At 56.5% G+C, this 22,809-nt stretch carries 13 protein-coding genes; 5 read left to right on the top strand and 8 right to left on the bottom strand.

The window, feature by feature from the left end; genetic code table 11:
• Positions 1-169 precede the first annotated feature (169 nt).
• From RB602_RS08360 to RB602_RS08340, 5 genes are all read right to left on the bottom strand, one after another.
• On the bottom strand, positions 170-3,880 hold the full coding sequence (locus tag RB602_RS08360; protein ID WP_317080108.1) for a porin family protein: 3,711 nt from the start codon (positions 3,878-3,880) through the stop codon (positions 170-172).
• Positions 3,881-3,885: 5 nt separating this feature from the next.
• Entirely contained in the window at positions 3,886-11,838 is a 7,953-nt protein-coding gene (locus tag RB602_RS08355; protein ID WP_317080107.1) for a DUF7933 domain-containing protein, read from the bottom strand.
• 705 nt (positions 11,839-12,543) lie between these two features.
• Positions 12,544-13,884, bottom strand: coding sequence for an alkaline phosphatase PhoX (locus RB602_RS08350; protein WP_317080106.1), 1,341 nt, complete (start codon positions 13,882-13,884; stop codon positions 12,544-12,546).
• Between the two features lie 14 nt (positions 13,885-13,898).
• Entirely contained in the window at positions 13,899-15,029 is a 1,131-nt protein-coding gene (locus RB602_RS08345; protein ID WP_317080104.1) for a CobW family GTP-binding protein, read from the bottom strand.
• 5 nt (positions 15,030-15,034) lie between these two features.
• The gene (locus RB602_RS08340; RefSeq protein ID WP_317080103.1) at positions 15,035-15,592 is read right to left on the bottom strand and encodes a DUF1826 domain-containing protein; all 558 of its coding nucleotides are present in this window, start codon (positions 15,590-15,592) and stop codon (positions 15,035-15,037) included.
• Between the two features lie 152 nt (positions 15,593-15,744).
• Here RB602_RS08340 and RB602_RS08335 point away from each other — a divergent pair, with 152 nt between their 5' ends.
• The 5 genes from RB602_RS08335 (at position 15,745) to RB602_RS08315 (ending at position 19,146) form a co-directional block, all read left to right on the top strand.
• Entirely contained in the window at positions 15,745-16,134 is a 390-nt protein-coding gene (locus RB602_RS08335) for a MerC domain-containing protein (RefSeq protein WP_317080102.1), read from the top strand.
• Positions 16,135-16,229: 95 nt separating this feature from the next.
• On the top strand, positions 16,230-16,574 hold the full coding sequence (locus RB602_RS08330; protein WP_317080100.1) for a hypothetical protein: 345 nt from the start codon (positions 16,230-16,232) through the stop codon (positions 16,572-16,574).
• 53 nt (positions 16,575-16,627) lie between these two features.
• Positions 16,628-17,233: an ABC transporter ATP-binding protein gene (locus tag RB602_RS08325; protein ID WP_317080098.1), complete on the top strand. Its 606-nt coding sequence runs from the start codon at positions 16,628-16,630 to the stop codon at positions 17,231-17,233.
• A complete protein-coding gene (locus RB602_RS08320; protein WP_317080097.1) occupies positions 17,227-18,588 on the top strand; it encodes an ABC transporter permease in 1,362 nt (453 codons plus the stop codon). The genes RB602_RS08325 and RB602_RS08320 overlap by 7 nt, the downstream gene beginning before the upstream one ends.
• Before the next feature lie 39 nt (positions 18,589-18,627).
• On the top strand, positions 18,628-19,146 hold the full coding sequence (locus tag RB602_RS08315) for a DUF3299 domain-containing protein (protein ID WP_317080096.1): 519 nt from the start codon (positions 18,628-18,630) through the stop codon (positions 19,144-19,146).
• A gap of 67 nt (positions 19,147-19,213) precedes the next feature.
• Here RB602_RS08315 and RB602_RS08310 read toward each other — a convergent pair whose 3' ends face one another.
• The 3 genes from RB602_RS08310 to RB602_RS08300 are packed head-to-tail and all read right to left on the bottom strand — an operon-like array spanning position 19,214 to position 22,801.
• Positions 19,214-20,005 (bottom strand): TIGR03084 family metal-binding protein, encoded by a 792-nt coding sequence (locus RB602_RS08310; RefSeq protein ID WP_317080095.1) that lies wholly within the window; start codon positions 20,003-20,005, stop codon positions 19,214-19,216.
• A complete protein-coding gene (locus RB602_RS08305) occupies positions 19,992-21,983 on the bottom strand; it encodes an acetyl-CoA carboxylase biotin carboxylase subunit (RefSeq protein ID WP_317080094.1) in 1,992 nt (663 codons plus the stop codon). Before RB602_RS08305 ends, RB602_RS08310 begins: the two co-directional genes overlap by 14 nt.
• Entirely contained in the window at positions 21,980-22,801 is an 822-nt protein-coding gene (locus RB602_RS08300; protein WP_317080093.1) for an enoyl-CoA hydratase/isomerase family protein, read from the bottom strand. Before RB602_RS08300 ends, RB602_RS08305 begins: the two co-directional genes overlap by 4 nt.
• Between the last annotated feature and the right edge of the window lie 8 nt (positions 22,802-22,809).

Raw genomic sequence — 22,809 nt, 5'->3', positions numbered from 1 at the left:
AGACTTCGCAGCGAACATGGGAAAGGGGGAACCTTTCGCACATCCGGCAAAGCCAAGTGTATAAACTGACAGCAGGTGTGATCGGCCTAGGCAAGCCGCAATCATGTATCACATTGTCGCGATACTCCCCGGCAATGCTTGCAGGAGCATCGCCGGGGACAAAATCGGATCAATAGCTACCGACCAGGTTGAGGAACCAACCGCGATAGCGATAGTCAAGGTCGGTCAGATCACCGGAGAAATCGGTGAAGTTATAGCCGACGCCAATGCGGAAATTGTCGCTAACCCGGCGGTCAAGACCAACCAGGAAGCCCTGGCGTGTGCCTTCATCAACATCGGTGTGCAGGATACGATATTCGGCCAATGCTTCCCACTGGAATGGCAGAGTATAGCGCACCTGCACCGCTCCCAATGTTGCAGCACTGTCAAACCACTCACCCTGTCCCCGCCGGATACGCGCCGAACCTTCACGATGCGCCGCTTTCAGCGCAAATTCCCAATTGGCATTGGGCTTGAAGATACCTTCGGTCGAGATCACGTGCGAACGCTGGTCGAAATTGGCATTCTCCTGTCCCAGCGATTGAAGATCGAAGAGATAGGTATAGCGACCCAGCCAGGCCCATTTTGTGGTGTCGTGCGGACGGAATGCAAAGCCGAGGTTGCCCTCGACAAATTTCGCATCAGCCGCGTCGAGCAATTCGTCATCGGTATTGGCGTAATTCAAGCGACCGGCGACGCGCAGATCCTCATTGACACGCCATTCCAGACGGCTGCTGCTCACCCATTGCGTGCGCTGCTCAGCACCATCGTCCTCGCGATATTCCAGACGGCTCGACAGGTCGAGGTCTTCATTGCGATAGCCCGTCTGCACACTAATGGCGGTCCGGTTAACCCGGCCAGACACGGCATCCAGTCCAGCATCCTGGAACGTCACGCCGATATTCCAGCCACGGCCAATGACAAAGTCCAGACCATAGGTATTGGCGATGCCTGAGCGATCGGTCTCGCGAACCCACTGATTCTCATTATAGAGAGTCAGCTGGTTGGTCGGCTGCCAACGATGACCTAGCACCAGACCCGGATTGTTTGTCTGTCCCTGGAACAGACGGTCAATGCGGTCGTTTGACACAGCATAGCTGCCGTAAACGCTATATTCCGGGCTTACCTGATAATTGGCCTGAACCATGGTGCTGTCACCACGATCACCCCAGGTATGCGCAGCCGATAGCGAAGTTTGCTGGCCAACGATCCAGTCAGCACCAATGGTATAGGCATCGTTCTCGGCATAGGCACCGCCATCATCATCAATGGTCTGCTGGATGGTACCATAGATATCGAGTGAATTGGTCAAGCGACGGCGATATTGCAAAGCACCAATAAGTCCATCGGCATTGGCGCCGCCAACACTCTCGCGCACGGACCGGATTTCGGCAATCACGGTATCGTTATTGGAGATGTCCCAATCCGCCAACGCCTGAATCTGACGCAAGCTGTCCGTACCCCGCTCCAATTCGCTGGCTCGGCCAAAGACCGACAGGCGATTGGTCAGGTCAGCCGAGAAATCGATACCGATTTCCCGCACATCGAGGCCGTTGCTGTCACGATAGGCGGTCGAATAGCCTGCATCGCGGTCACGATACCAGCCACTGACCACCGCATCGCGCTTGGTCAGGCCCAACTCGCGCAGATTGGCGCGCAGTTCGACGCTATAGGCATCGCCTTCCTGGCTCGCCAACGCCGCTGCATTGGTCTGGGTAAAGGTCAGACCGCCATTGTCCGAGAAGAAGGTCGGAGCCTGGCTATTCTCGGTGCGGGCATATTCGAACTTGGCATAGGTGCCCTGCCCTGCGCGCAGCACAACGTCTGCACCATAGAGGCGATAGTCCTCACCGCTGCGGTTTTCTTCGACATAGGTACCGCCGATCTGAACAACGTCACCAATGCCCTGCTTACCGCGCAGACCAAAGGTCAGGTTATCCGGGTCAAAGCCCTGCGGCACATATTCATAGTCGACAATCAGGCGCTGCTCAAAACCGATGAGCGGCTGATCGCGAATGATCGTCGGTAGTGACTGCTGGGCGACCTGCATCAATGGACGGGTCAGAACCAGACGGCCCTGCATATCATCCATTTCATAGTCGACGCCGCTGGTCAGCGTAACCACGGCCTCCGGGCGACCAGTTGTCGGATCGCGCAATTCAAGAATTACGCGCTCGGAACCGGGCAGCACATCGGTATGGCGCAGATAATAGATACTGCCGCCGGTACCGATCAACTCGACATGGCCGGGGGCTGTCTGGGTTTCCGAACCAAAGGCCCGCAACACCGTATTGGCTTCACCATATTTATTGGTGCCATCGCTACGATAGGCCAGAGCACCACCGTATAGCGCACGGTTATACTGAGCAAATTCCGTGCCTTCCAGGGCAGTATTGTAGTTGCCCCATAATGCGGAATTCTGTTTCCAGTCTGCACGCAGATAGAATTTACCCTGGGTATCAATGTCGCGATAGGTACGTGAATCATCACCATAGGTCGGATAGTAATCATCCGGATCAAGGCGACGGAAAATGTCCGTTGGGTCTTCATCGAAGAAGTTGTCGAACAGATTCTCCAAACGGCGCTCACGCGTATCGGCATGCGCGGTCAGGATGATATCGCTCTCGGTCTTGGCCTTGAGGTAGAACGCGACGCGACCATCGGCGAGAATGTCCTCGGTTACGACCTCGTCACCCAGCGCATCGGCAGAAATGCTGCCATTCACATTGGTGTCAGAGAGCGTGACGTCGGCAATACCAACAGCGAAGAAATAGTCGCCCGAGACATCAACCGTCAGCGGATAGTTGATCGGATCGCCCGCGCCGGTGGACAGCTCAAGGTCCAGATCATGGGTGCCAACAGGCAGCAGCATCTCGGCAGCGAAACGACGCTGGAGATCGATCGGAACTGGCGAGCCATCAATGGTCAGTTGCATCCCTTCAGGAATGTCCTGACCAATCACACGCACCCGCGAACCGCTGAGTACGATGTTGCGACGACGTAGCTGATTGGCACCGAAGATCGTCTCCTCGATCAATCGGTTCTCGGCGGCACGCCCGTTCAGCAACTGATTGCCATCAAGCGAAGTTCGCGCGCGGATTTGATTGAGGCCAGCCTGATGGTCTTGCGGCGTTAGCAGCGTGAGCGTGCCGGGAAGCGTTTCATCGAAACGGCCTTCCTTGTCGAAAACGCGCAAGATGTAGATCAGGTCTTCGCCCGGGCGAATGCGATCACCGCTGGTAATGGTGCCATCCCACTCGATGGAGACATTATTCGCGGCTTCCGGCGTCAGCACGGCGAGCGGCGCGATATAGTCGGTATCAGAAGCGCGATAGATGCTGACTTCCATACGCTCAAACATCTGCGCATAGTTGCTGGAGATGCTGAACTGAACCGGCTCGACAATGCGACCGCCAACAACCGGGGCAGTAGCCCCTGCCCCGACGCTGAGCACAGGCTCAACAAAGGCCGGGTCTTCCACGGTCCAGATGCGACCGCCACCGGGCAGATCGATCGAGAACTGACCTGCTGCACGGGCAACGCGCTGAGAGCTTTGCTTGCCACGCTGTGGCGGGGTCGCAATGTCTACGCGGCGGTTCGCCTGAAGTGCTGCGGGACTGTCTCCCATCTCACGTGGAACGCGCTCACCTTCGGTGCGGATGCGCACCAGCACATTACCATCTTCGCTGCAAATGCCTTCGGCACATTCCGTGGTAGCATTGTCACTCTGGGCGTAGGCGGGTGCTGTATGCAGCACCACACCGGCCAGAAGAAGCGCTTTAGCGGAAAGCTTCGTTGCAGAAGAAGCGCGCATGTCGGGTGTCATTTTGATCTTTTTCATGGCCCTTACTCCCCCTTCTCTGACTCAAAGGGCGATGCAGGCGTCGAGGGCGGTAAGTACCGCACAGTGAACCCATCGCGCCTGTCAGGAGGCAGCTGTGAGACGATTGACTGGAAGACCGATTCCGCGCGGCGCTTGCCCAGATCGATATTGTAGGCATCTGAGCCGCGCTTATCGGCATGGCCGGTGATAATCAGCGAGCGGACTTCACCGGCATTGATCGCATCGACAATGCGGCGGATGACCGGGCGATACTCGCTACGGATAGCCGTCTTGTCGGTGTCGAAGAATACATCGCCGATAATGGTGCGCTGGCCATAGGTCAGTACTTCAGGACCATCGACCGCACCGGTGACCCGGATATCGGTCCGCGCCAGCAGTTCCGGCGAGAGTTGTCCCTTCAGAGCATCCCGCACGGCCTGAGCCCGCGCCATTGCCAGTTCCGGAGTGCCGCCAAGGCCGCTGATGTTGATCGCGCCGCCTTCATAGCGACGAACCTCATCAGCCATGCGATCGATGATCGCGGCATATTCCGGCTTCAGCGTGGCCGAGTTTGCATCAAAGACAAACTCACCCAGGTCCATAGCCACCGCATTGGTCGCACCCTCGATTACCATCTCGGGAATCTGGACACCAAAGTCGAAGCGGACCGGTAGACCCGGAGTAATCCGTCGAATGCGCGGATTCTCCGTGGTCATGACACTGCCATCAGGCAGCGTAGCCATATCGACCTTCATGATGAAGTTCGATCCGCGTGCGACCCGCGAGGGCTCAATTCCGATCAGGAAGAAGCGACCATAGCCATCGGTTTCGACCAGCAGACCTTCGACGGTGCCAATCCGGACCCCGGCAATGCCGCGCTCATCAATACCGTTGTTGGTGATGACAAAGTCAGCGCGATAGCGATCGCCCACCTGCGTTACCTGACGGTCAATCTGCAGGTCCTGAGCGGTCAGGCCATCTTCAACACTGCCCTTATGCGCGGTCGATAGAGTACCGGCTGCGTTCATCATCAGGCGCGTGCCTTCACGGCTGACCAGTTCAAGGCCATCGGCAAAGCGCGGCTCGGTAAGCATCATCGAGATGACAACCTGCTTGGCACTGGCCGGCTCGGCTACACTGTTGCGGCCAAGAATGGTGCCGATATCCACACCATGGTTCAGCGGCGCGCTGGCATCGGCCAGAGGTTGAGGCCCCTCACCAAAGTCAATGGTGGTCGAGTTCGCAACATAAACGCTCTCGTCAATGCCGCCCGAGATGCTGACGCCTGTTGCCTTGGCAGGATCCTGCCACGCATCGCCGTCACGATCTTCCCAGACGGTGCCGAGAATGAGCGATTCCTCAAGCAGTGGATCACTGCCGCTGACGACCGTCGCTGTCGCCTCGTTGGAGATCGGAACCTCGTTCGAGAGCGTCACAGCGGTGTTGATATGGGTGCCCGGCAGGGTACCCGCGCCAACAGCGGCCAGATAACTGATCGTTGCGATCTCACCGGCGGCGATATCAATATTGTCGATCCGGATCGGGGCGCTGGTCACCAATGTTCCGGCACCATCCGCATCCGCGACGGTCAGCGAACCTGGAACCAGACGGAAGCCAGAAGGCGGCGTATCGAAGATGGTCGCGTCAACCAGATCGATGTTGCTGATATTCTCAACCGTCAGGGTGTAGAGTACCTGATCACCGATCCGAACGGTGCGGACCGACGCTGCCTTGGTCAGACGGACCAGCAGATCATCAGTATATTCCAGCGTCTCGACAGCTTCGTTTGACAGCTGACCCAAAGTGTCGCGGATCGTGTAATTGATCGGCGTTGGGTCTTCCGCAAAACCTGGCTCTGGCGTGAAGGTGATCTGACCGGTGGTCGGATCCACGCTCCAGGTACCTTCACCCGGGACAACCAGCGGCTGCAGCGGAGCATCGGTGCCAACAATCTGAACCGTGGTTACATCCAGCGGTGCTGTGGTGGCGATATCATTCGCCGGCGTATCCAGCGTAACCGCGACACCAACCTGGTTTTCACCACCATCATCGTCCACCGCGACCGGTGGCTGGGCAGCAGGCGTGATCACACACGGTGCGCTCTCACAGACCTCACCATTGACCGTGGCATCGTTGATGATGCTCTGGATACCGGCAGGCAGCGGCTGCGGCGCCTGGGTGACAACCGTCAGCGTGACAGTCTGACCCACTGGTACAGTCAGGTTCCACTCAACCTGTCCACCATTCAGCGCACCGCCATTGCTGGCAGAGATAAAGGTAACAACCGGATCGAGGTTATCGATGACGGCGACATTGACCGCATTGGCCGTACCGCTGTTCTCGATAGCGATTTCATAGGTCAGCAATTCGCCCGGTTCGACGATGTTTGCAAAGGTACCGCTTTCGGCGGCCAGAACCTTGGTAAAGTTGAGGACCGGACGGCCTACCGGTGTTTCCACACAAGGCTGTGCGGTACACCCTTCATCATTGACCGTTGCGCTGTTGGCGATGGTCAGGACATCAGTCGGAACCACATCATCCACCCGGAAGGTAACGGTGCGGGTCAGCGTCTGACCGGCGCCTATATCCGTTGTCCAGGTGACGACACCATTGCTCAGAGCGCCACCATCGCTGGCAGAGACGAAGCTGGTGTTGGCAGGGACCGGGTCAGAGATCAGCGCAGCAGCCGCATTGATGCCGCTCGTGTTGCGCACGGTGATGGTATAGGTCAGCTCTTCGCCTTCCTCGGCAAAGCCTGGTGTCGGACCATTTTCTCCTGTGAGCGCCTTCTCGATTTCGAGAGTCAGCGGCTCGACCGGAGTGGTGACACAAGGGTCGGTCGCGCAGCCTTCACCGTCAATCGTAACGGTGTTGGTGATTTCGGTAACACCCGCAGGGATCGGATCATCGACCTGCACCGTTAGGGTGCGGGTGATGTTGCCATTCGCCGGCACGTCAACTGTCCATTCGACCTGCGCACCGTTCAGAGTGCCGCCATCGCTGGCAGATACGAAGGTGGTGTTGGCCGGAATGATGTCGACGAGTTGCGAACCGGTAGCTGCAGTGCCCGAAGCATTTGCAACAGTGATGGTGTAGGTAAGTTGCTCACCCGCTTCCGCAGAACCTGCAACGGCGCCATCTTCACCGGTAAGCTGTTTGCTTACCGCAAGTTCAGGGTCCTGAACCGGCGTACTGACACAAGGCAGGGTTGCACATTCAACACCATCGACTGTCGCGCTGTTCTCGATGAACTGTGTTCCTGCCGGAATTTCGTCGGCCACGCGCACAGTCAGAGTCCGGGTGACGCTACCATTGGCAGGAACATCAACCGTCCATTCAGCCTGCGCGCCGTTCAACGCGCCGCCATCACTGGCAGAGACAAAAGTTGTATTCGCCGGAATGACGTCTGCGATCAAAGCATCAGCCGCCGGGGTTCCGGTGCCGTTGCTCACGGTGATCGTATAGGTCAGTTCTTCCGAAGCCTCGGCAAAGCCAGCAAGCGCGCCGCTTTCAGCAGTCAACTGCTTGCTGATTGTCAGCTCAGGCTCCTGAACCGGCGTAGTAACGCACGGATCGGTCGCGCAGCCATCGCCATTAACGGTAGCATTGTTCGTGATTTCGGTGACGCCATCGGGGATCGGATCATCGACACGGAAAGTAACCGTGCGGGTGATCGTGCTGTTGCCAGCTACATCCGCCGTCCATTCGATCTGCGCACCGTTCAGAGCGCCGCCATCGCTGGCAGATACAAAGGTGGTGTTGGCCGGAACAAGATCGACAATCGCCGCATCGACAGCATTGGTACCGGTCGTGTTCTCAACTGTGATGGTGTAGGTCAGCTCTTCGCCAGCCTCGGCGACGCCTGCTGCCGTGCCATTCTCACCGGTCAGCTCCTTAACGATCGTCAGCGCAGGCTCTTGTACCGGTGTGCTTACACAAGGCAGGGTCGCACATGCCTCGCCATCAACAGTGACATTATTGTCAATGCTGGTGACCCCATCGGGGATCGGATCATCCACCAGGAAAGAGACGGTCAGCGTCAGACCTTCAGGTGGAACATCGACGGTCCACTCAACCTGCGCACCATTCAGCGCACCGCCATCGCTGGCCGAGCCATCAACATAAGTCGTGTTGTCAGGAACGATATCGACGACAGCAACGCCAGTCGCGGTGGCCGTATCAGAAGCATTGGTGATCTGGATTTCGTAGGTCAGCGTCTCACCAGCTTCGGCAACATCGGCAACCGCGCCATCTTCAGCAGACAGAACCTTCACAAAGCTCAGCTCCAGATCGCTGAAGTTAACAATAGCTTCGTCACCCTGGACGTTACAGACGTTCGCTCCGCCCGATTGAGCCGTTGCGGCTGCATCGGTCCCCGCCACCGGATTAGGATTGGTCAGGTCACACGCTTGCAGTTCGTTGGTGTAGGTGCCCGGCGCATCGACGAGCACATCAACCGAGAATTCACAGAAGGCATTGGATGCCAGCGTACCGCCATTCCATTCAATGCGGCTCGAACCTGCGGTGTTGCCGACAAAGGTGCCGCTTCCACAGCCCGCGCTGGCAACAAAGTTCGGCGTCGGTGCAACAATCATGTTGCCCGGCGTTGTCGGCAATGCGTCGACAAAGTTCACATTGGTAAGTGCGTCGCCACCGGCAACCGTGTTGGGGTTGCTGACACGTGCGGTCAGAGTGACCACCTCGCCTACTGGCGCATCGGTTTGATCGAATGATTTTTCAACGACAGGCGCATTTACAACGACAAGATTGTCATTAGCGTCCTCGGTGCGGATGCCACCTTCCGTGCTGTTCACCTGGGTCGGGAGAATAATGTTCTCCCAGCCCGTCAAGTCGCTGGGCGTGTCGGAGGTTACCGCCACGCGGAAACGACATTCGCTAAAGGCGGGCAGAGTAAGACCGGTTGCGGTGATCGTGCTGCCACCAGCTGGCGCGTTGACGTTCAAACCAGGACAGGTCGTGCCGTTAACCTCGGTCGTGATGACCGGACCATCCGCCACAAGCAGTTCAGGCGGCATCGTATCGGTGACGCTGATATTGGTAGCAGGCGCACCATTGGCATTGAGAATGCGGATTTCCAGCTCGGTGGTGCCGCCGACCTGAATGGTATCGTCCACAAATTCCTTGGAGACCGCAGTGTTGGGCAGAACCGTCAGCGTTGCGCTGAACGGCAGCCCATTGGTCGCATCATTTTGCGATGTAACCGCACCAGCAGGTATCGTATTGACAATCGAGCCCGTCTGCAGGGTGGTTACGGCGACGGTGACCGAACAACGGCTCAATTCGCCCGGTTGACGGCTCGAGTCTGCAAACAGATCAAACCCTTCAATCGTGAAACTGTCCGCACCCGGTACAGCCGTCACTGTAGCTGCAGTTCCTGTATCCAAGCCATTCACGGTACAGGTGGTGCTGGCATTAGCCGGGTCGGCAACGATCATTCCCGTAGGCAGATCGTCAGTCAGCGCCAAGTCAAAGATGTCGAAATCATTGGCATTGGGGTTGAACAGCGTGATCGTCACTTCGGACGTATCGCCACCGTCAATCGTGCCCGGTGAGAAGACCTTATCGACCGAAACGTCGAGCGAATTGGCAAAAACGCGAGCATCCGAACGCGCAAGGTTGCGGACAATCGTCGGGTTGCCACCGATGTCGATCTCACCGCTTACCGCTGCGGTATCAATGCGGTTCAAGAGATTGGCGATGCCATCAACGCTATCGAGAACATTGGTGTCGACTTCGATGACACAAACGCCGGGAGTTCCTGCAACAGCTACCGGTATCGTGCCGCCTACCAGCGACACACTATTGGTACCCGGATCAGCAGTTACGGTGCCGCCACAACTATTTTGAATATTTGGCACTGCAGCAACACGGTTACGATCAGCGCCATCAGCGCCCGGCAAGATGTCGGTAAACTCGACACCGGTAATCGGAGCAGTGGCGTTGCTGTTGGAAAGCGTGATGCGCAAACCGGCGATACCCGTATTCGCGGTAACAACATTGGGCGTATATTGCTTAACAACCGACAGCGGGCTCACATAGGTGAAGCGCGCATCAGCAGCGTCCCCTGTAACGCCTGTAATCTCAGACCGAGTTGGCGCGGAGCCTCCAGTGACGTCGCCAACATTGATGAGATTCCGGTGAATACCCGGCACCTGACCGACGACATCAAAGGAGATTACGCAAGCAGGATTAGGAAAACCGCGTGTATCGCCGGTTTCTGTACCGGTCTGGGGCAGCAAGCTAATTCCCGAAACTGTAAACCCATTGCGCCCGGCAAGCGGCGTAAACGACGGAGTCGAGGGACCTGAGGGAAATCCGTTGGCATCTGTAAACAGCGTCGGGTCTTCACCACAGTTCGCAAAGGTCACATTGGAGGGATCGGTGATCTGAATATCACTGGTCGAACCATCGATCGTTAGTGGCTGGAATGTATCCGTGCCTTCCACGTTTATGAGGCCAAACGCGGATGGGTTAGTAATGACAACATTCGTCCTCAGAACAGTGCCAGCCGTCGTCTGGGTCCCGGTGGTACTGAACGCTGCCCCATTAGCAGAATATGCTTTTGCGACGCCGACACGCACCACACCGCCATTGGCAAGCGTATTGATTTCAGCCCGGCCAACATTCGAGTTTCCAACTGCATTGCCTGCCTGCGTCCCGGTTACCTCGCCGATGGGGATCTCGTTAACTGAAGGCGTGGCAACGTCATTGGCCTGCACCCGGACATCGATTTCGCAGACCCCTGGCGCACCAACGGTGCTCGCTCCCGGAACAGTGCCGCCCGTCAGGCTGAATTGAGCATCGCCCTGATCGGCGGTAGTCGTTCCTCCGCAAGTGTTGCGGACAACGCCAGCAGCCGCCACGATCAGATCAGGAACGCCATTACCTGAATCAGGAAACACATCGGTGAAGGCAGCATTTTCAATCGGACCGAGACCCGGATTGGTCAAAGTTACCCGCAGCGTCGTGACTTGCCCGATCTCAAGTGAGTTACGTAGGTAAGTCTTCTGAACTTCAAATTCGCCCTGCGCATTGGTCGTAGCCGAAGCTGGCGCCACACTGTCGCCATCCGCGCCAAGTTGAGCCGAAGTGACACCCCCGGCAGGGATATCATTTGTGTAAGGACCCGGTAGTGTCGCCTCCACCCAGAACGAAACTGTACAACTACCCAAAGCAGGAACTGTGAGGTCTGATTGCGTCGTGCTGGTTGCGCCCGCTGCTGGCGCTACAACATTCGGACCACAATCGTTGAACCGAAGTGCGGTCGGGTTGTCTACAAACCGCATATTGTCAGGCAAGATGTCGGTAAACGTCACATCATTGAGAAGTGTGCTGTTCGGGTTGTTAATGGTGATGTTAAAATAGGTTGGCACACCCACTCCGATCGTGCCGCGCACAAACGCTTTACGAACCGTCAGCGGGAGCGTTTCCTCAACGGTGACAGAAGCCGAAGCCGCCGACCCATTGACCGTTGCATTACCTCCGGCAGTACCGGTGACGTTTCCAGCCGGAATTGTGTTTGTGTAGTTGCCGGAAGCGGTCGCCGTGACTTCCAGAACGATTTCACAAGATTCATTACCACCTGCGCCAGCCGCGGGGATTGTGCCGTTGTTCAGCGTAACGGTTTCAGGTGAAGCACCATCGCTCGTGACGGTGCCGCCACATGTGTTGTTGACAATATTGACCAACTCAAGGCCCGCCGGGAACGGGTCAATCATCGTAACATCGGTCTGAGCGTTGTTCGTGTCAGTGTTGAACAACACGATCGTCATCTCGGTCGTTTCACTCGCGAGGATCTCTGTATCGGCAATACTTTTATTGACGATCAGAGTCTCATCCTGCGCCGCAGCTGGTGCAGCGTTCAGCAGAACGAGCAGCAAGCTGGACAGCATCGCCCAGCGTAACCAGAAACGCGATCCGAATTCACGGCTGGTGAATTGCGATAGCACTGACATGTTGATCGTCTCCGAACACAAAAAGGAACACAGAATACACTTCGGCCATAGAGCGGACCTATGGCTAACGAAGATGCGCCTCTATTGAGTTCGCGAAACGAATACTGGTGAGTGCTAGTCCACTTTGGATTAAATGGCCTTAAGGCATTGGTTTATTGTGATTATATGATGTAACATCAGCGCAAAGGCAGCGTTCCTGCCGCCTCCCAAGACCGATTACATGGCCCGATTGACAGCCGAATCATTTAAATGAATCGAAAAACTATCGCACTGTAATGTTTCGATTGGTTTCATAGTTCACTCTCCCTGACATCAATGTCAGTAAGAATGCATAGCTATGCAGTAATTACGCTGTCACTAAATAAGCTTTCGGTATTATTTGACAGTCTATTCATAAATACCGCTAGGGTCAGGACCCATCAACCGCATGGATCGAGATGGCGGGCTGCGGGATGAGCTGCAAGGAGAGGCGTGCAGCAGGCAGCTATTCTGCCTGCAATCGCATCGACGTAGCAGATCGCCCGCAGCACGCCACCGCGCAGCGGCTTGGTCAGAAAAGGCCAGCTCGTCGTCGCTCGATCGTCAAATAGTACCACTATGCTCCTCACTCGCTCCTATATCTGGCCTTTTCTGACCAAGTCTCGACCATGTGCTTAATGAGTCCTGACCCTAGTCAGATCGCAAAGCCAATCTGCTGGGAAAGCCTTATCCCATCCACGGCCCGGTGATGGCGAAGGTCTTGGTCGGGCTGTAGGCGTTTACGAACAACACCTTGCCATCAGGGGAGAAACAGGCCCCCGCAAGCTCGGTCTGGATACGCAGGCGGCCGAATGCATAAGCGGTGCCGTCGGAGGTGATGGCCCGCAAATGGTTGTCGACGACATCGGTGTACTGATCTTCGCACACAATCAGATGGCCTTGGGGACCAACGGTGAGGTTGTCGCCATAGTTGAACTGGTCCGGCGAGGTGCTCTCGAAAAACAGCTCCAGACTGTCCGCAGGCTTCTTCTCGCGGCTCTTCTTCGCCGGGGTCAAACGGAAAATCTGGCCAAGCTTGGCCGCGCCGCCGGACGTGCAACAGAAATAGAGTTCGCCCTGCCCCATATGGATGCCCTCGCCCCGGGCAAAGAGCGTTGCACCCAATTGCGCGCCGCGTATGCGCAGATCATCTTCAGGGCTTTCGACATTGTCGAGATCAATCCAGCGCACCCATTGCGGATTACCGACAACAATCCCCTGCCTGCCCCAATTGCGTGTATCGGCAGTTTCACCGAGCGACAGCGCCTGCAGCCTACCGCCCTGCTTCAAATCGCCCGGCACATTGGGCAGGAAACGATAGAGCAGACCATTATCCCGGTCTTCAGTAAGATAGACAATGCCGGTCAGCGGATCGACAGCAGCGGCCTCATGATTGAACCGGCCCATGGCTTTGAGCGGCACCGGTTGAGCCATGGAATTGGCTGCAGCAGGAACCTCAAATACCCAGCCATGATCCTGTCCCACGCCATCGCCAGCACGGGTCACATCTTCTTCACAGCTGAGCCAGCTGCCCCATGGCGTTGTACCACCAGCACAGTTGCGGATGGTACCGGCGAGCGAGCGATATTGGCGTTCCACTGTCAGCGTTGCAGGGTCAACGATCAGCGTTGTCGTTCCGCCCGGTAGAACATCGCCATCACTCTTGCTGTCATAGCCAAGCGGCAACGCGCCACCGGACTCATTATGCGCTTTAAGCTCATGGTTGCGCACCAGCGCCCATTTGCCATCGGCCAAGGCGAAACAGCCCATGCCATCGGCGCGATCAGGGACGGTCATACCATCCGCCATATCCTCGCCCAGAGACGAGATCACGCGATAGGAATAGCCTTGCGCAAGATCAAGCAGGCCCGCTGGGTCGGGCTGTAGCGAACCATAGGCAGGGGTGGAGACTGCACTGGTCGCAGCACCAGCAAATGGCGCAGAAGAACGTCCAGCACAGCCGCTGGCGACCAGCGCTGCAAAGGCGGTTCCTGTGCTAGAGAGAAAAACCCTGCGGTTCGTGTCCATCGTCGCTGCTCCGTTTAGCCAGCAGGAGCGTCAGCCAGCTCCGCCGTATCTTCAAGCCCCATGATATGGCTGCTTTCTAGCCTGTCAGTGACGAATGCCAGCATATCACGCAAGTCTCTTTCTTCCAGATCACGTAAAATAAACACGATCCGCGAGCGGCGATCATCACTGGGCCAATCATCCAGCGTCACCGGCGGGTGCCAGATATGCTGTACGCCATGAATAACAAGCGGCTTGTCCAGCTCGACCAGATTGAGCAAGCCTTTGACGCGCAACACATTGACACCGTTAAACGTCACCAGCATTTCCAGCCAACTGTCAAAGATCTCTGCAGGGATCGGATCGTCAAGTGTAATGCACACCGAGCGGATGCGGTCATCATGGCGGTTTACATCATGGTGGTGGTCATGTCCGTGGTGGTGATGATCATGTCCATGCCCGTGATGGTGATGATGTCCCTCATCACCATAGGCCTCTTCCGCCAGCCATTTGCGGACATCTTCGCTTTTGAGTTCGGGGTTAAAGTCGCTGTTATCAAATACGCTGGCCAATTCGCCATCGGAGCAGGGCAGCATCTGCAACGGTGCGGCTGGATTGAGGCGCTTAAGCCGCGCAGAGAGGGTCTTTATCGTCGCTTCGTCGGCAAGATCGGTTTTAGAGATAAGCAATCTGTCCGCGACCGCAGCCTGCTTCACCGCTTCAGGCTGCGCATCCAGCGTCGCCGCACCATTTACCGCGTCCACCAGCGTCAGCACATTGGCCAATTTATAGCGGGTCTTCAGATCATCATCGGCCATTACCGTGTGGATGATCGGCGCTGGATCGGCGAGGCCGGTGGTTTCAATCACCACCCGATCAAACCAGCATTGCCCTTCACGCGAAAAGCGCCACGGTGCTTCTTTCAGCGTCTTCTGCAAATCCCCCTTGATGGTGCAGCACAGACAACCATTGGCCATCTCGACCACCGAGTCATTCTCATTGCTCTGGGTCACCAGATCATGATCAATGCCGACCGAACCGAATTCGTTGATAATCACCAGCGCTTTCGACATTTCCGGAAGCTGGAACAGCTGGTTCAGCACCGTGGTCTTGCCCGCGCCCAGAAAGCCGGTAAGCAGCGTTACCGGGATACGTTTTACGTCCATGAGTCTTAACTTTCTTGGTCTGATTCCGGGTTCAATACCACAATCAGGCGAGCCGCGCCTGTGCCTTCTATGGGCGGGGAGCGATGGATGGCTGGCCATTCGGTTACCAGCCTGCCCTTGAAGATGCCGACATCACCCGCCGCCATTTGATTGATCATATGTGGCTCATGCCCTTGGTCCACCCGCATAGCGTCGTCATTATCCAGCCATTCCGTCCCGGGTCCGGTATAGGTGGTGATCAGCCGTGCCGAGACATAATCGCCGTGGAATTTACGACAGGCATTGTTTGTCACAACCTCCACACGCACCTCGATATTCGGCGTATCGGCAACGGGCTGGAACATATCGCACAGCCGACAGATGTCGGTGATCAGCCGATCAAGGGACTCGCTGGCAGTGAAGCCGGCTGCCTGCAACTCCTGAGTTAAAATGGGTGCCGGGTTATTGGCTGCAACGCTGCAACGGACGCCGCGTGTCTCATCCGCCAGAAGCGGCTCAGGATTGAAGGGAAGCGATCTCTTCCAGATTGCCAGGTTGCAACCCTGCTCTTGTATATCGAACAAAACATGCGCATGGCCTGAAACGGCAACGTGGGTTTTGGCGCTTATAGTTTTGACAGCTATTGACATTTGTCCCGGAACCTTCTTGAAAGCTGCGATAAATGTTACATTATATCATCAACCAGATATAGTTTTTCAGGGTCTTGAGGACAAGTGTGAAAAGTACAGATTATGATATGCGCGGCTCAATGGATGGCTTTGGCATTACCTTGTCGGCTCTATGCCTGGTACATTGCCTTGTCCTCCCTATAGCTCTGGCTTTGCTACCGATGCTCAGCCATTCGTCTACTCTGGGCTGGTTGAGCGAGAATGAATGGTTCCACATCGCTATGCTGGGCCCAATTTTTCTTGTCAGCGGCTCGGTCCTGTTGCGAGGTGCCAAACGCGATATTCGCATTGGCTATATGGGCGGCACGGGAATCGCGCTTTTGTGCATTGCCTTGCTTATGCCCGACGAGATGATGGAGACCATCGTCACAACCTTGGGAACAGTGACGCTGATACTCGCCCACATTATGAACCTTCGGACGCGCGCTTTGGGATAGTAGGACTCCACAGCATGCACTGATCAACAGGTGGCTTGCTGGACAAATTGCGACGAACTGATATATTATTACGATATATATCACGGAGTCGATACATGCAGTTCCAGGCCAGAAAAATTGGCGCTTGTGTAGCGGTGCTTGCCGCGCTGGCGCAATTTGCTGTTTCGCAGCCTGCAATCGCTTGCGATATGCACGGAGATTTCGGCTTTAATCGCCTCAATCCGTTCCTCGCGATGCGGCATCGCGCAATGGAAACACCCATTCCCAATCTTGATGACTCGGCGCTGACTGAGGAAGACAGTGATCGCGAGACTGTGACCCGCCCTGACACCGATGCGCAAGAAGTTCAGGCTGCGGACAGGAATAACGCGGTAAGCAATCCGGACGACGCGAAGAAAGAGGCCGAAAGTGCGGCCAAAAAAGGTACTGGTCAGTCCTGAACATGCTGCTTGCAGTCAATGGGATAAGCAAATCCTATAATGATAGTCGTATATTGGATGATCTTTCCCTGTCGCTTGAACAGGGTGATCATGCTTTGCTTCTTGGTCCTTCGGGCTCGGGCAAGTCAACTCTGCTCAATATCATTTGCGGCCTGCAACAGCCGGACAAGGGCGTAGTCTATATTGATGGCGACACTATTGCCGATGCCGGAGGCGCAACCAGCGCCGATGCAGTACGCCGCAAGTCTCTAGGGATTGTTTTTCAGACATTACGGCTGGTTTCCGCGCTCAGCCTGCGTGCCAATCTGGAACTTGCGCAGCGCTTGCAATGCGGATCGGTTGATAGTGCAGCGATTGATGAAAGCCTTGAACGGCTTGACATTGCCCATCGTGCCGATGCCAAACCGCATCAGCTTAGCCAGGGTGAGGCCCAGCGAGCAGCCATTGCCCGCGCGGTGGTTGTCAAACCGCGCCTGCTCATTGCGGATGAACCGACATCGGCGCTGGATGGCAACAATGCGGAACGCGTGGCACAATTGCTGCTCGATATGGCCGAGAGCATCGATGCCAGCCTGTTAATCGCCACCCATGATGAGCGGTTGCAGAGCTTCTTCCCCAGCAATTTCAGGCTGGCCGAAGGAAAGGTGTCGCCATGCTGACACTGGCCCTCGCCTATCTGCGTGATCGCCCGCTGACCAGTGCGCTCAATATCCTGTTGCTGGCGATTTCGGTGGCGATGCTGGTGTTATTGTTGCAGTTTGCCAACCAGTCGGCGGAACGCTTTGAACGTGATGCCCGCGGCGTGGATCTTGTGGTCGGAGCCAAGGGATCGCCATTGCAGCTCATTCTTTCCAGTGTCTTTCATGTTGACCAGCCGACAGGCAATATTCCGCTGGAGAGCATAGAGCGTTTTGAACGCGATCCCGCGGTTGCCCGGGTGGTGCCGCTCGCGCTTGGGGACAATTTCAACGGCTATCGCATCGTCGGAACTGATGACAGGTTCCTTGACCTCTATCAGGCAGAAATTGCGCAGGGCAAGATGTTCGACGGGGCGGCACAGGCGGTCATGGGATCACAGGTTGCTGCTGATACCGGAGCGCAGCTTGGGCAAAAATTCATTGGCAGCCATGGTCTGGCGGAAGAAGAGGATGGCACCAGCGCGCATGATCACGCACCTTTTGAAACAGTAGGCATTTTGGCACCGACTGGGTCAGTGGTTGATCGCCTGATTTTGACCTCGGTAGAGAGCGTCTGGGATGTGCATGGTATTGACCATGATCATGATGACAAAGGCCATGACCATGACCATGAAGGACATGATCATGATGACGGACATGACCATGAGGGTCACGAGCACGAGCATGATGATGAAGATGAGGTCACCAGTGCCAACACAGCTGGTGCAGAAACAGCATCAGAGATACCAAGGGGCGGTGGCATATTGCAGGATGAGCGCACTGAACTGGAGCCGGAATTGACCGCGCTTCTGGTCACCTATAGCAATGCTTCCGGCGCCATCCGTATCCCCGCCATGGTCAATCGTCAGACCCAGCTACAGGCCGCCGTCCCCGCAACCGAGACCGCGCGCCTGCTCGACCTGCTTGGCGTCAGTTTTGCCGGTGCAAGGCTGTTCGGCTGGCTGCTGGCGGGGGTTGGCGGCTTGGCTATTTTTGTCGCGCTGTTTTCGATGGCGCGATCCAGAGAGAGTGACCTGGCGCTGTTGCGGGTCATGGGCGCTACCCGTGGCCAACTGTTCGGAACGATCATGCTGGAAGGTTTGGTCACCGCCGCCATTGGCGCGCTCCTCGGCTGGATAACAGCACATGCTCTGCTCAGCCTTGCCCGACAGAGCTTTCCAGCCATGCAGGATTTAGGACTCACCGCAGGGCAGCCGGTATGGCAAGAAGGCCTGATCGTTGGTGCTGTACTGCTCATCGGTCTGGTCGCCGCAGCCATCCCTGCTTGGCGGGTGATGCGGGTTGATCCGTCATCGGTACTCGCAAGAGCGCAATAAAATCCCTATACTTCAACCAATGCTATCAGGAGACACAATATGATGATGAGAAAGGCATGGATGCTTGCCGCTGCAACCGCTGCGCTCTGCCTGCCGTCGTCGGTGGCATCCACGGTTCCCTCTTACAAGGATGGCGGACAGGCACCTGCTCCGGTAGAAGATATCTGGAAGCCTGCCGCGACGCCCAAAGGTGGGATTTCCTGGAAAACGCTGGAGGCAACTGGCGAGGAGACCCGCCGCGATGCAGAGGGCTATATCCTGTCAAAGCCGAAATTCACCCAAAGGGTGCGCGCCTTGGAAGGCAAGCGTATCCGCGTGGCCGGCTGGATGATGCCGCTGGAGAATGGCGCGCAGCAGAACCATTTTGTCCTGCTTGCCTATCCTCCTGGCTGCCCTTTCCATTTCCACGCCATGCCGAACCAGTTTATCGAAGTTTATGCCGATCGCCCGTTCCGCACCAATGAGCGGACGTCCTTTGTCGTGTCCGGGGTCTTGGAACTGACCGGCTATGATGAAAGCGGCATATTCTACCGCATGAAACAAGCGCGGCCGATTTAGATCGCTGTTCGCATCAGTCCTAGCCAATCAGCCCGAAATCCATGGGTGCCGAGCAGCTTACGACTAACTATGCGGTTTGACGAAACCTAGCCCCGGGTTTTGGAGGTGTGATCGGTGGACCGGCAAAGCATTGTGCTTTGGACATCCAATCTTTGGCGATATCGCCGCGTACCATTAGTCGAGTATCAGCGATATTGCGCGTCTGAGTAACCACTTGGCAGAATTCTGCTGCGCTACCTACTATCAAGCCGCCTGCATAGTCTTCTCCGAAGCGCCACACCTCACCTGATGGAGCGGTCAATTCTAGCTTAGGCATTTTTTCGGGCGGCTCTTCCTTGCGTGCTTTGTATATCCAGCCAAAGGTGTTGACGCCAAGCACAACTATGCCGCGAATGCGATCTGTATTTTCGCGTTCAACGCCAAGATGATCATAGATTTCCTGCCCATGGGCCCATGTTTCCATCAGACGCGCGGTGACTGATGAGCGTGCGCTCATGCTTGGTCCCGCCCAAATAAGGCGTCGTTTCGGGTCTGCCTGGGCAAACAGGTCTGCCATACGCTCAAACCCGACCTCCCAGGCATCGAGCAAGGCATTCCCCCCAAGATCGCCAAGCGTAGCGCTCTCAAACTGACGCAGTTTGCTGCCGGACTCCATCAGCTCCTTGAGCCGGGTCTGAAGCAATGCCTCATCCTCGATCTGGAAACGTGCCATATCGTTCCAGAAATGCAGATGCTGCAGAACGTCATTTATCGCCCAATTGTTGAACTGGGTCTTTTCGGCGAAGCGGCTATTATCAACCGGTTTCAGCAATGCATAAAGCGCACGGGACTCCTGCCTGAAATCTTCAGCTTCCTGCATCCTCATCCTCCGTGATCGTCAGTATCAAATCACCCGAAGCCAGTTGCGCACCCGCTTCGGCCAGCACCTCTTCGACCGTGCCGTCTATTTCCGCTTCAAGCTGATGTTGCATCTTCATCGCTTCCAATACCGCCAGCCTGTCGCCCGCTTTCACCTTGTCTCCTGGTTTTACGAAGACTTCGATCAGCGAGCCATGCATATTGGCAACCAGATTGCCGCCACCCGCGGCAGCATCATTTGCGCTCAGCACCGCAGATGTGTCCTGGAAATCGAAGGTGGCACTGCTGCGTCTGAGATAGATTTCACCCTGACCCGTCACTGCCCATGTATAATCCTGCGGAACGCCATTGACGTGCAGCTTTGCATGCGAAGGGCCAAGATCACGAACGATGATCTCGGTTTCGCCCTCGCCAGAACGAACAGCATATCTATCCCCACCTGACGCAGAGGTCTGGAAAGTCTGATCATCAAACACAGCCGTAGATGGCCGCGGCAGAGAGCTTGACCATTCGAGCAACTCTTCCGGCACATGCAGAGCAGAACCCAGCGCCCCTGCCCTCTCCTTCCGATGCAGCAAGGCTGCTGCCACGGCCATATCTTCCAGCGTCGGCTCCGGATCGGCAAAGCCTTCCTCACCGAATTCTTCCGCAATAAAGGCGGTTGTCGCCTCCCCATTGGCAAAACCGGACTTTTCTATCGCGCTGGCCAGAAAGGCCTGATTGGTCCGCACACCGAATAGGGTTGTCTTGTCCAGCGCCTGCGCCAGTCGGCTGAGAGCCACCTTTCGGGTTTCGCCCCAGGCCATGATTTTGGCGACCATCGCGTCATAAAATGGCGAGACCTCGCCGCCTGTTGTGATACCATCATCGCAGCGTATTCCCTCGCCTTCAGGCGCTTGCCATAAAGCAATCTTTCCCGTCGCAGGCTGAAAATCGAGCGCCGGGTCTTCAGCATAAAGCCGGGCTTCTATGGCATGGCCTTTAAGGGCAACATCGTCCTGCGCAATGCCCAATTCTTCGCCTTGTGCAGCGCGGATCTGCAACGCCACCAGATCAAGCCCCGTCACCAATTCAGTAACCGGATGCTCAACCTGCAAACGGGTATTCATCTCCAGAAAATAGAAATTCCGGTCTTTATCTAGCAGAAACTCAACCGTCCCCGCGCCGCGATAATCGACGGCTTGTGCGGCAGCAACGGCGGCTTCCCCCATGGCGGCTCTGAGCTCAGGCGTCATCACCGGACAGGGGGATTCCTCCAATACCTTCTGGTGGCGACGCTGCACCGAACAGTCGCGTTCCCCAAGATGGATAGTATTGCCATGCGCATCGGCAAATACCTGTATCTCGACATGGCGTGGTTCAATAATCGCTTTTTCAAGGATCAGATCGCCTGAGCCAAAAGCGTTTTCTGCTTCGGAGCGGGCCAGTTGCAGGGCTTCGGGCAGGTTTTTGGCATCATGCACCAGACGCATACCGCGCCCGCCGCCACCAGCAGCCGCCTTGACCATCACGGGGAAACCGATCTCATCCGCCGCAGTAATGAATTGGGCGCTGTCCTGATCCTCGCCTTCATAGCCCGGAATACAGGGAACTTTGGCCTCGATCATGGCGCGTTTGGCGCGGGCCTTGTCGCCCATCGCCTCAATCGCATGAGCGGAGGGGCCGACAAAGACCATCCCCGCCTCTGCCACCGCATCGGCGAAGGCGGAGTTCTCGGACAGAAAGCCATAGCCGGGATGGATGGCATCAGCGCCTGAGCGCTTGGCCGCATCGAGCACTGCAGCCATATTGAGATAGCTCTCCGCAACCGGAGCCGGACCAAGCCGCACCGCAGCATCGGCAAACGCCACATGCGGTGCAGTGGCATCGGCATCCGAATAGACCGCAACGGTGCGGATACCCATGGCTTTGGCGGTGTGCATCACACGCAGCGCGATTTCTCCGCGATTGGCGATCAGCAGTGTCTTGATCTGTCTCATGCGCCTGCTCCCTGCGCCCATTCAGGTTTCCGCTTTTCCAGGAATGATGCGAGGCCTTCACGGCCTTCATCGCTTAGCACGCGTCCTGCGAAATTCTCCGCTGCTGCCTTCACACGCTCTTCGCCTTCAAGCTGCGGCAGTGCGAGGATCAGGTGCTTGATATCGGCAACCGCGCCCGGCGCACATTGCAGGACCTGTTTGCGAATAGCATGTTCCGCCTCCCTCAAGCCCGCAGCATCATCGACACACTGATCTGCCAGACCGATTTCCGCAGCTGTTGCGCCATTGAGCCGTGCTGCTGTCAGCATAAGCCTGCGGCCTGTGGCATAGCCGACTTTCTGCAGCACATAAGGCGCAATCTGCGCTGGTGTCAGCCCGATAGCGGTTTCGGTGAAGGCAAATTTCGCGCCTTTCTCGACAATCATCACATCAGCGCAGCATGCCAGACCCAAGCCACCCGCCATCGCCGCGCCTTCGACAAGTGCGATCACCACTTGCGGCATCGAATTGACCGACTGAAAGATGGCTGCCCCCGACTTTGACATTGCGATAATATCTGCATGTGCATCCTCGCCTTCCGCACCGGCCATGCTCTTAAAAGCTTTCAGGTCACCACCGGCGCAAAATATGCCGCCACGCCCCCTGAGGGTAATACCGCGAACATTCCGATCATCGCGCACTGCATCAAGCACAGTCTGCAGTTCGCGGGTCATTTCGCCCGTCAGTGGATTGCGCTTTTCTGGCTGATTAAACCAGATTGTCAGCCAGCCGCCATCCTGCTCCAGCTCCAGTGCCTCGGTCTTGGGAAGTTCCGTCATATGCCGCC

It is taken from the genome of Parasphingorhabdus sp. SCSIO 66989 (assembly GCF_032852305.1).
In the GTDB taxonomy this organism is placed as follows: domain Bacteria; phylum Pseudomonadota; class Alphaproteobacteria; order Sphingomonadales; family Sphingomonadaceae; genus Alterisphingorhabdus; species Alterisphingorhabdus coralli.
This window is presented reverse-complemented; position numbering and strand designations above follow the sequence as displayed.

Bases quoted from the DNA above. Each gene is read 5' to 3' on its own strand.
- RB602_RS08360 (WP_317080108.1), bottom strand. From the start codon at position 3,880: ATGAAAAAGATCAAAATGACACCCGACATGCGCGCTTCTTCTGCAACG.
- RB602_RS08355 (WP_317080107.1), bottom strand. From the start codon at position 11,838: ATGTCAGTGCTATCGCAATTCACCAGCCGTGAATTCGGATCGCGTTTC.
- RB602_RS08350 (WP_317080106.1), bottom strand. From the start codon at position 13,884: ATGGACACGAACCGCAGGGTTTTTCTCTCTAGCACAGGAACCGCCTTT.
- RB602_RS08345 (WP_317080104.1), bottom strand. From the start codon at position 15,029: ATGGACGTAAAACGTATCCCGGTAACGCTGCTTACCGGCTTTCTGGGC.
- RB602_RS08330 (WP_317080100.1), top strand. From the start codon at position 16,230: ATGCAGTTCCAGGCCAGAAAAATTGGCGCTTGTGTAGCGGTGCTTGCC.
- RB602_RS08320 (WP_317080097.1), top strand. From the start codon at position 17,227: ATGCTGACACTGGCCCTCGCCTATCTGCGTGATCGCCCGCTGACCAGT.
- RB602_RS08315 (WP_317080096.1), top strand. From the start codon at position 18,628: ATGATGATGAGAAAGGCATGGATGCTTGCCGCTGCAACCGCTGCGCTC.
- RB602_RS08310 (WP_317080095.1), bottom strand. From the start codon at position 20,005: ATGCAGGAAGCTGAAGATTTCAGGCAGGAGTCCCGTGCGCTTTATGCA.
- RB602_RS08305 (WP_317080094.1), bottom strand. From the start codon at position 21,983: ATGAGACAGATCAAGACACTGCTGATCGCCAATCGCGGAGAAATCGCG.
- RB602_RS08300 (WP_317080093.1), bottom strand. From the start codon at position 22,801: ATGACGGAACTTCCCAAGACCGAGGCACTGGAGCTGGAGCAGGATGGC.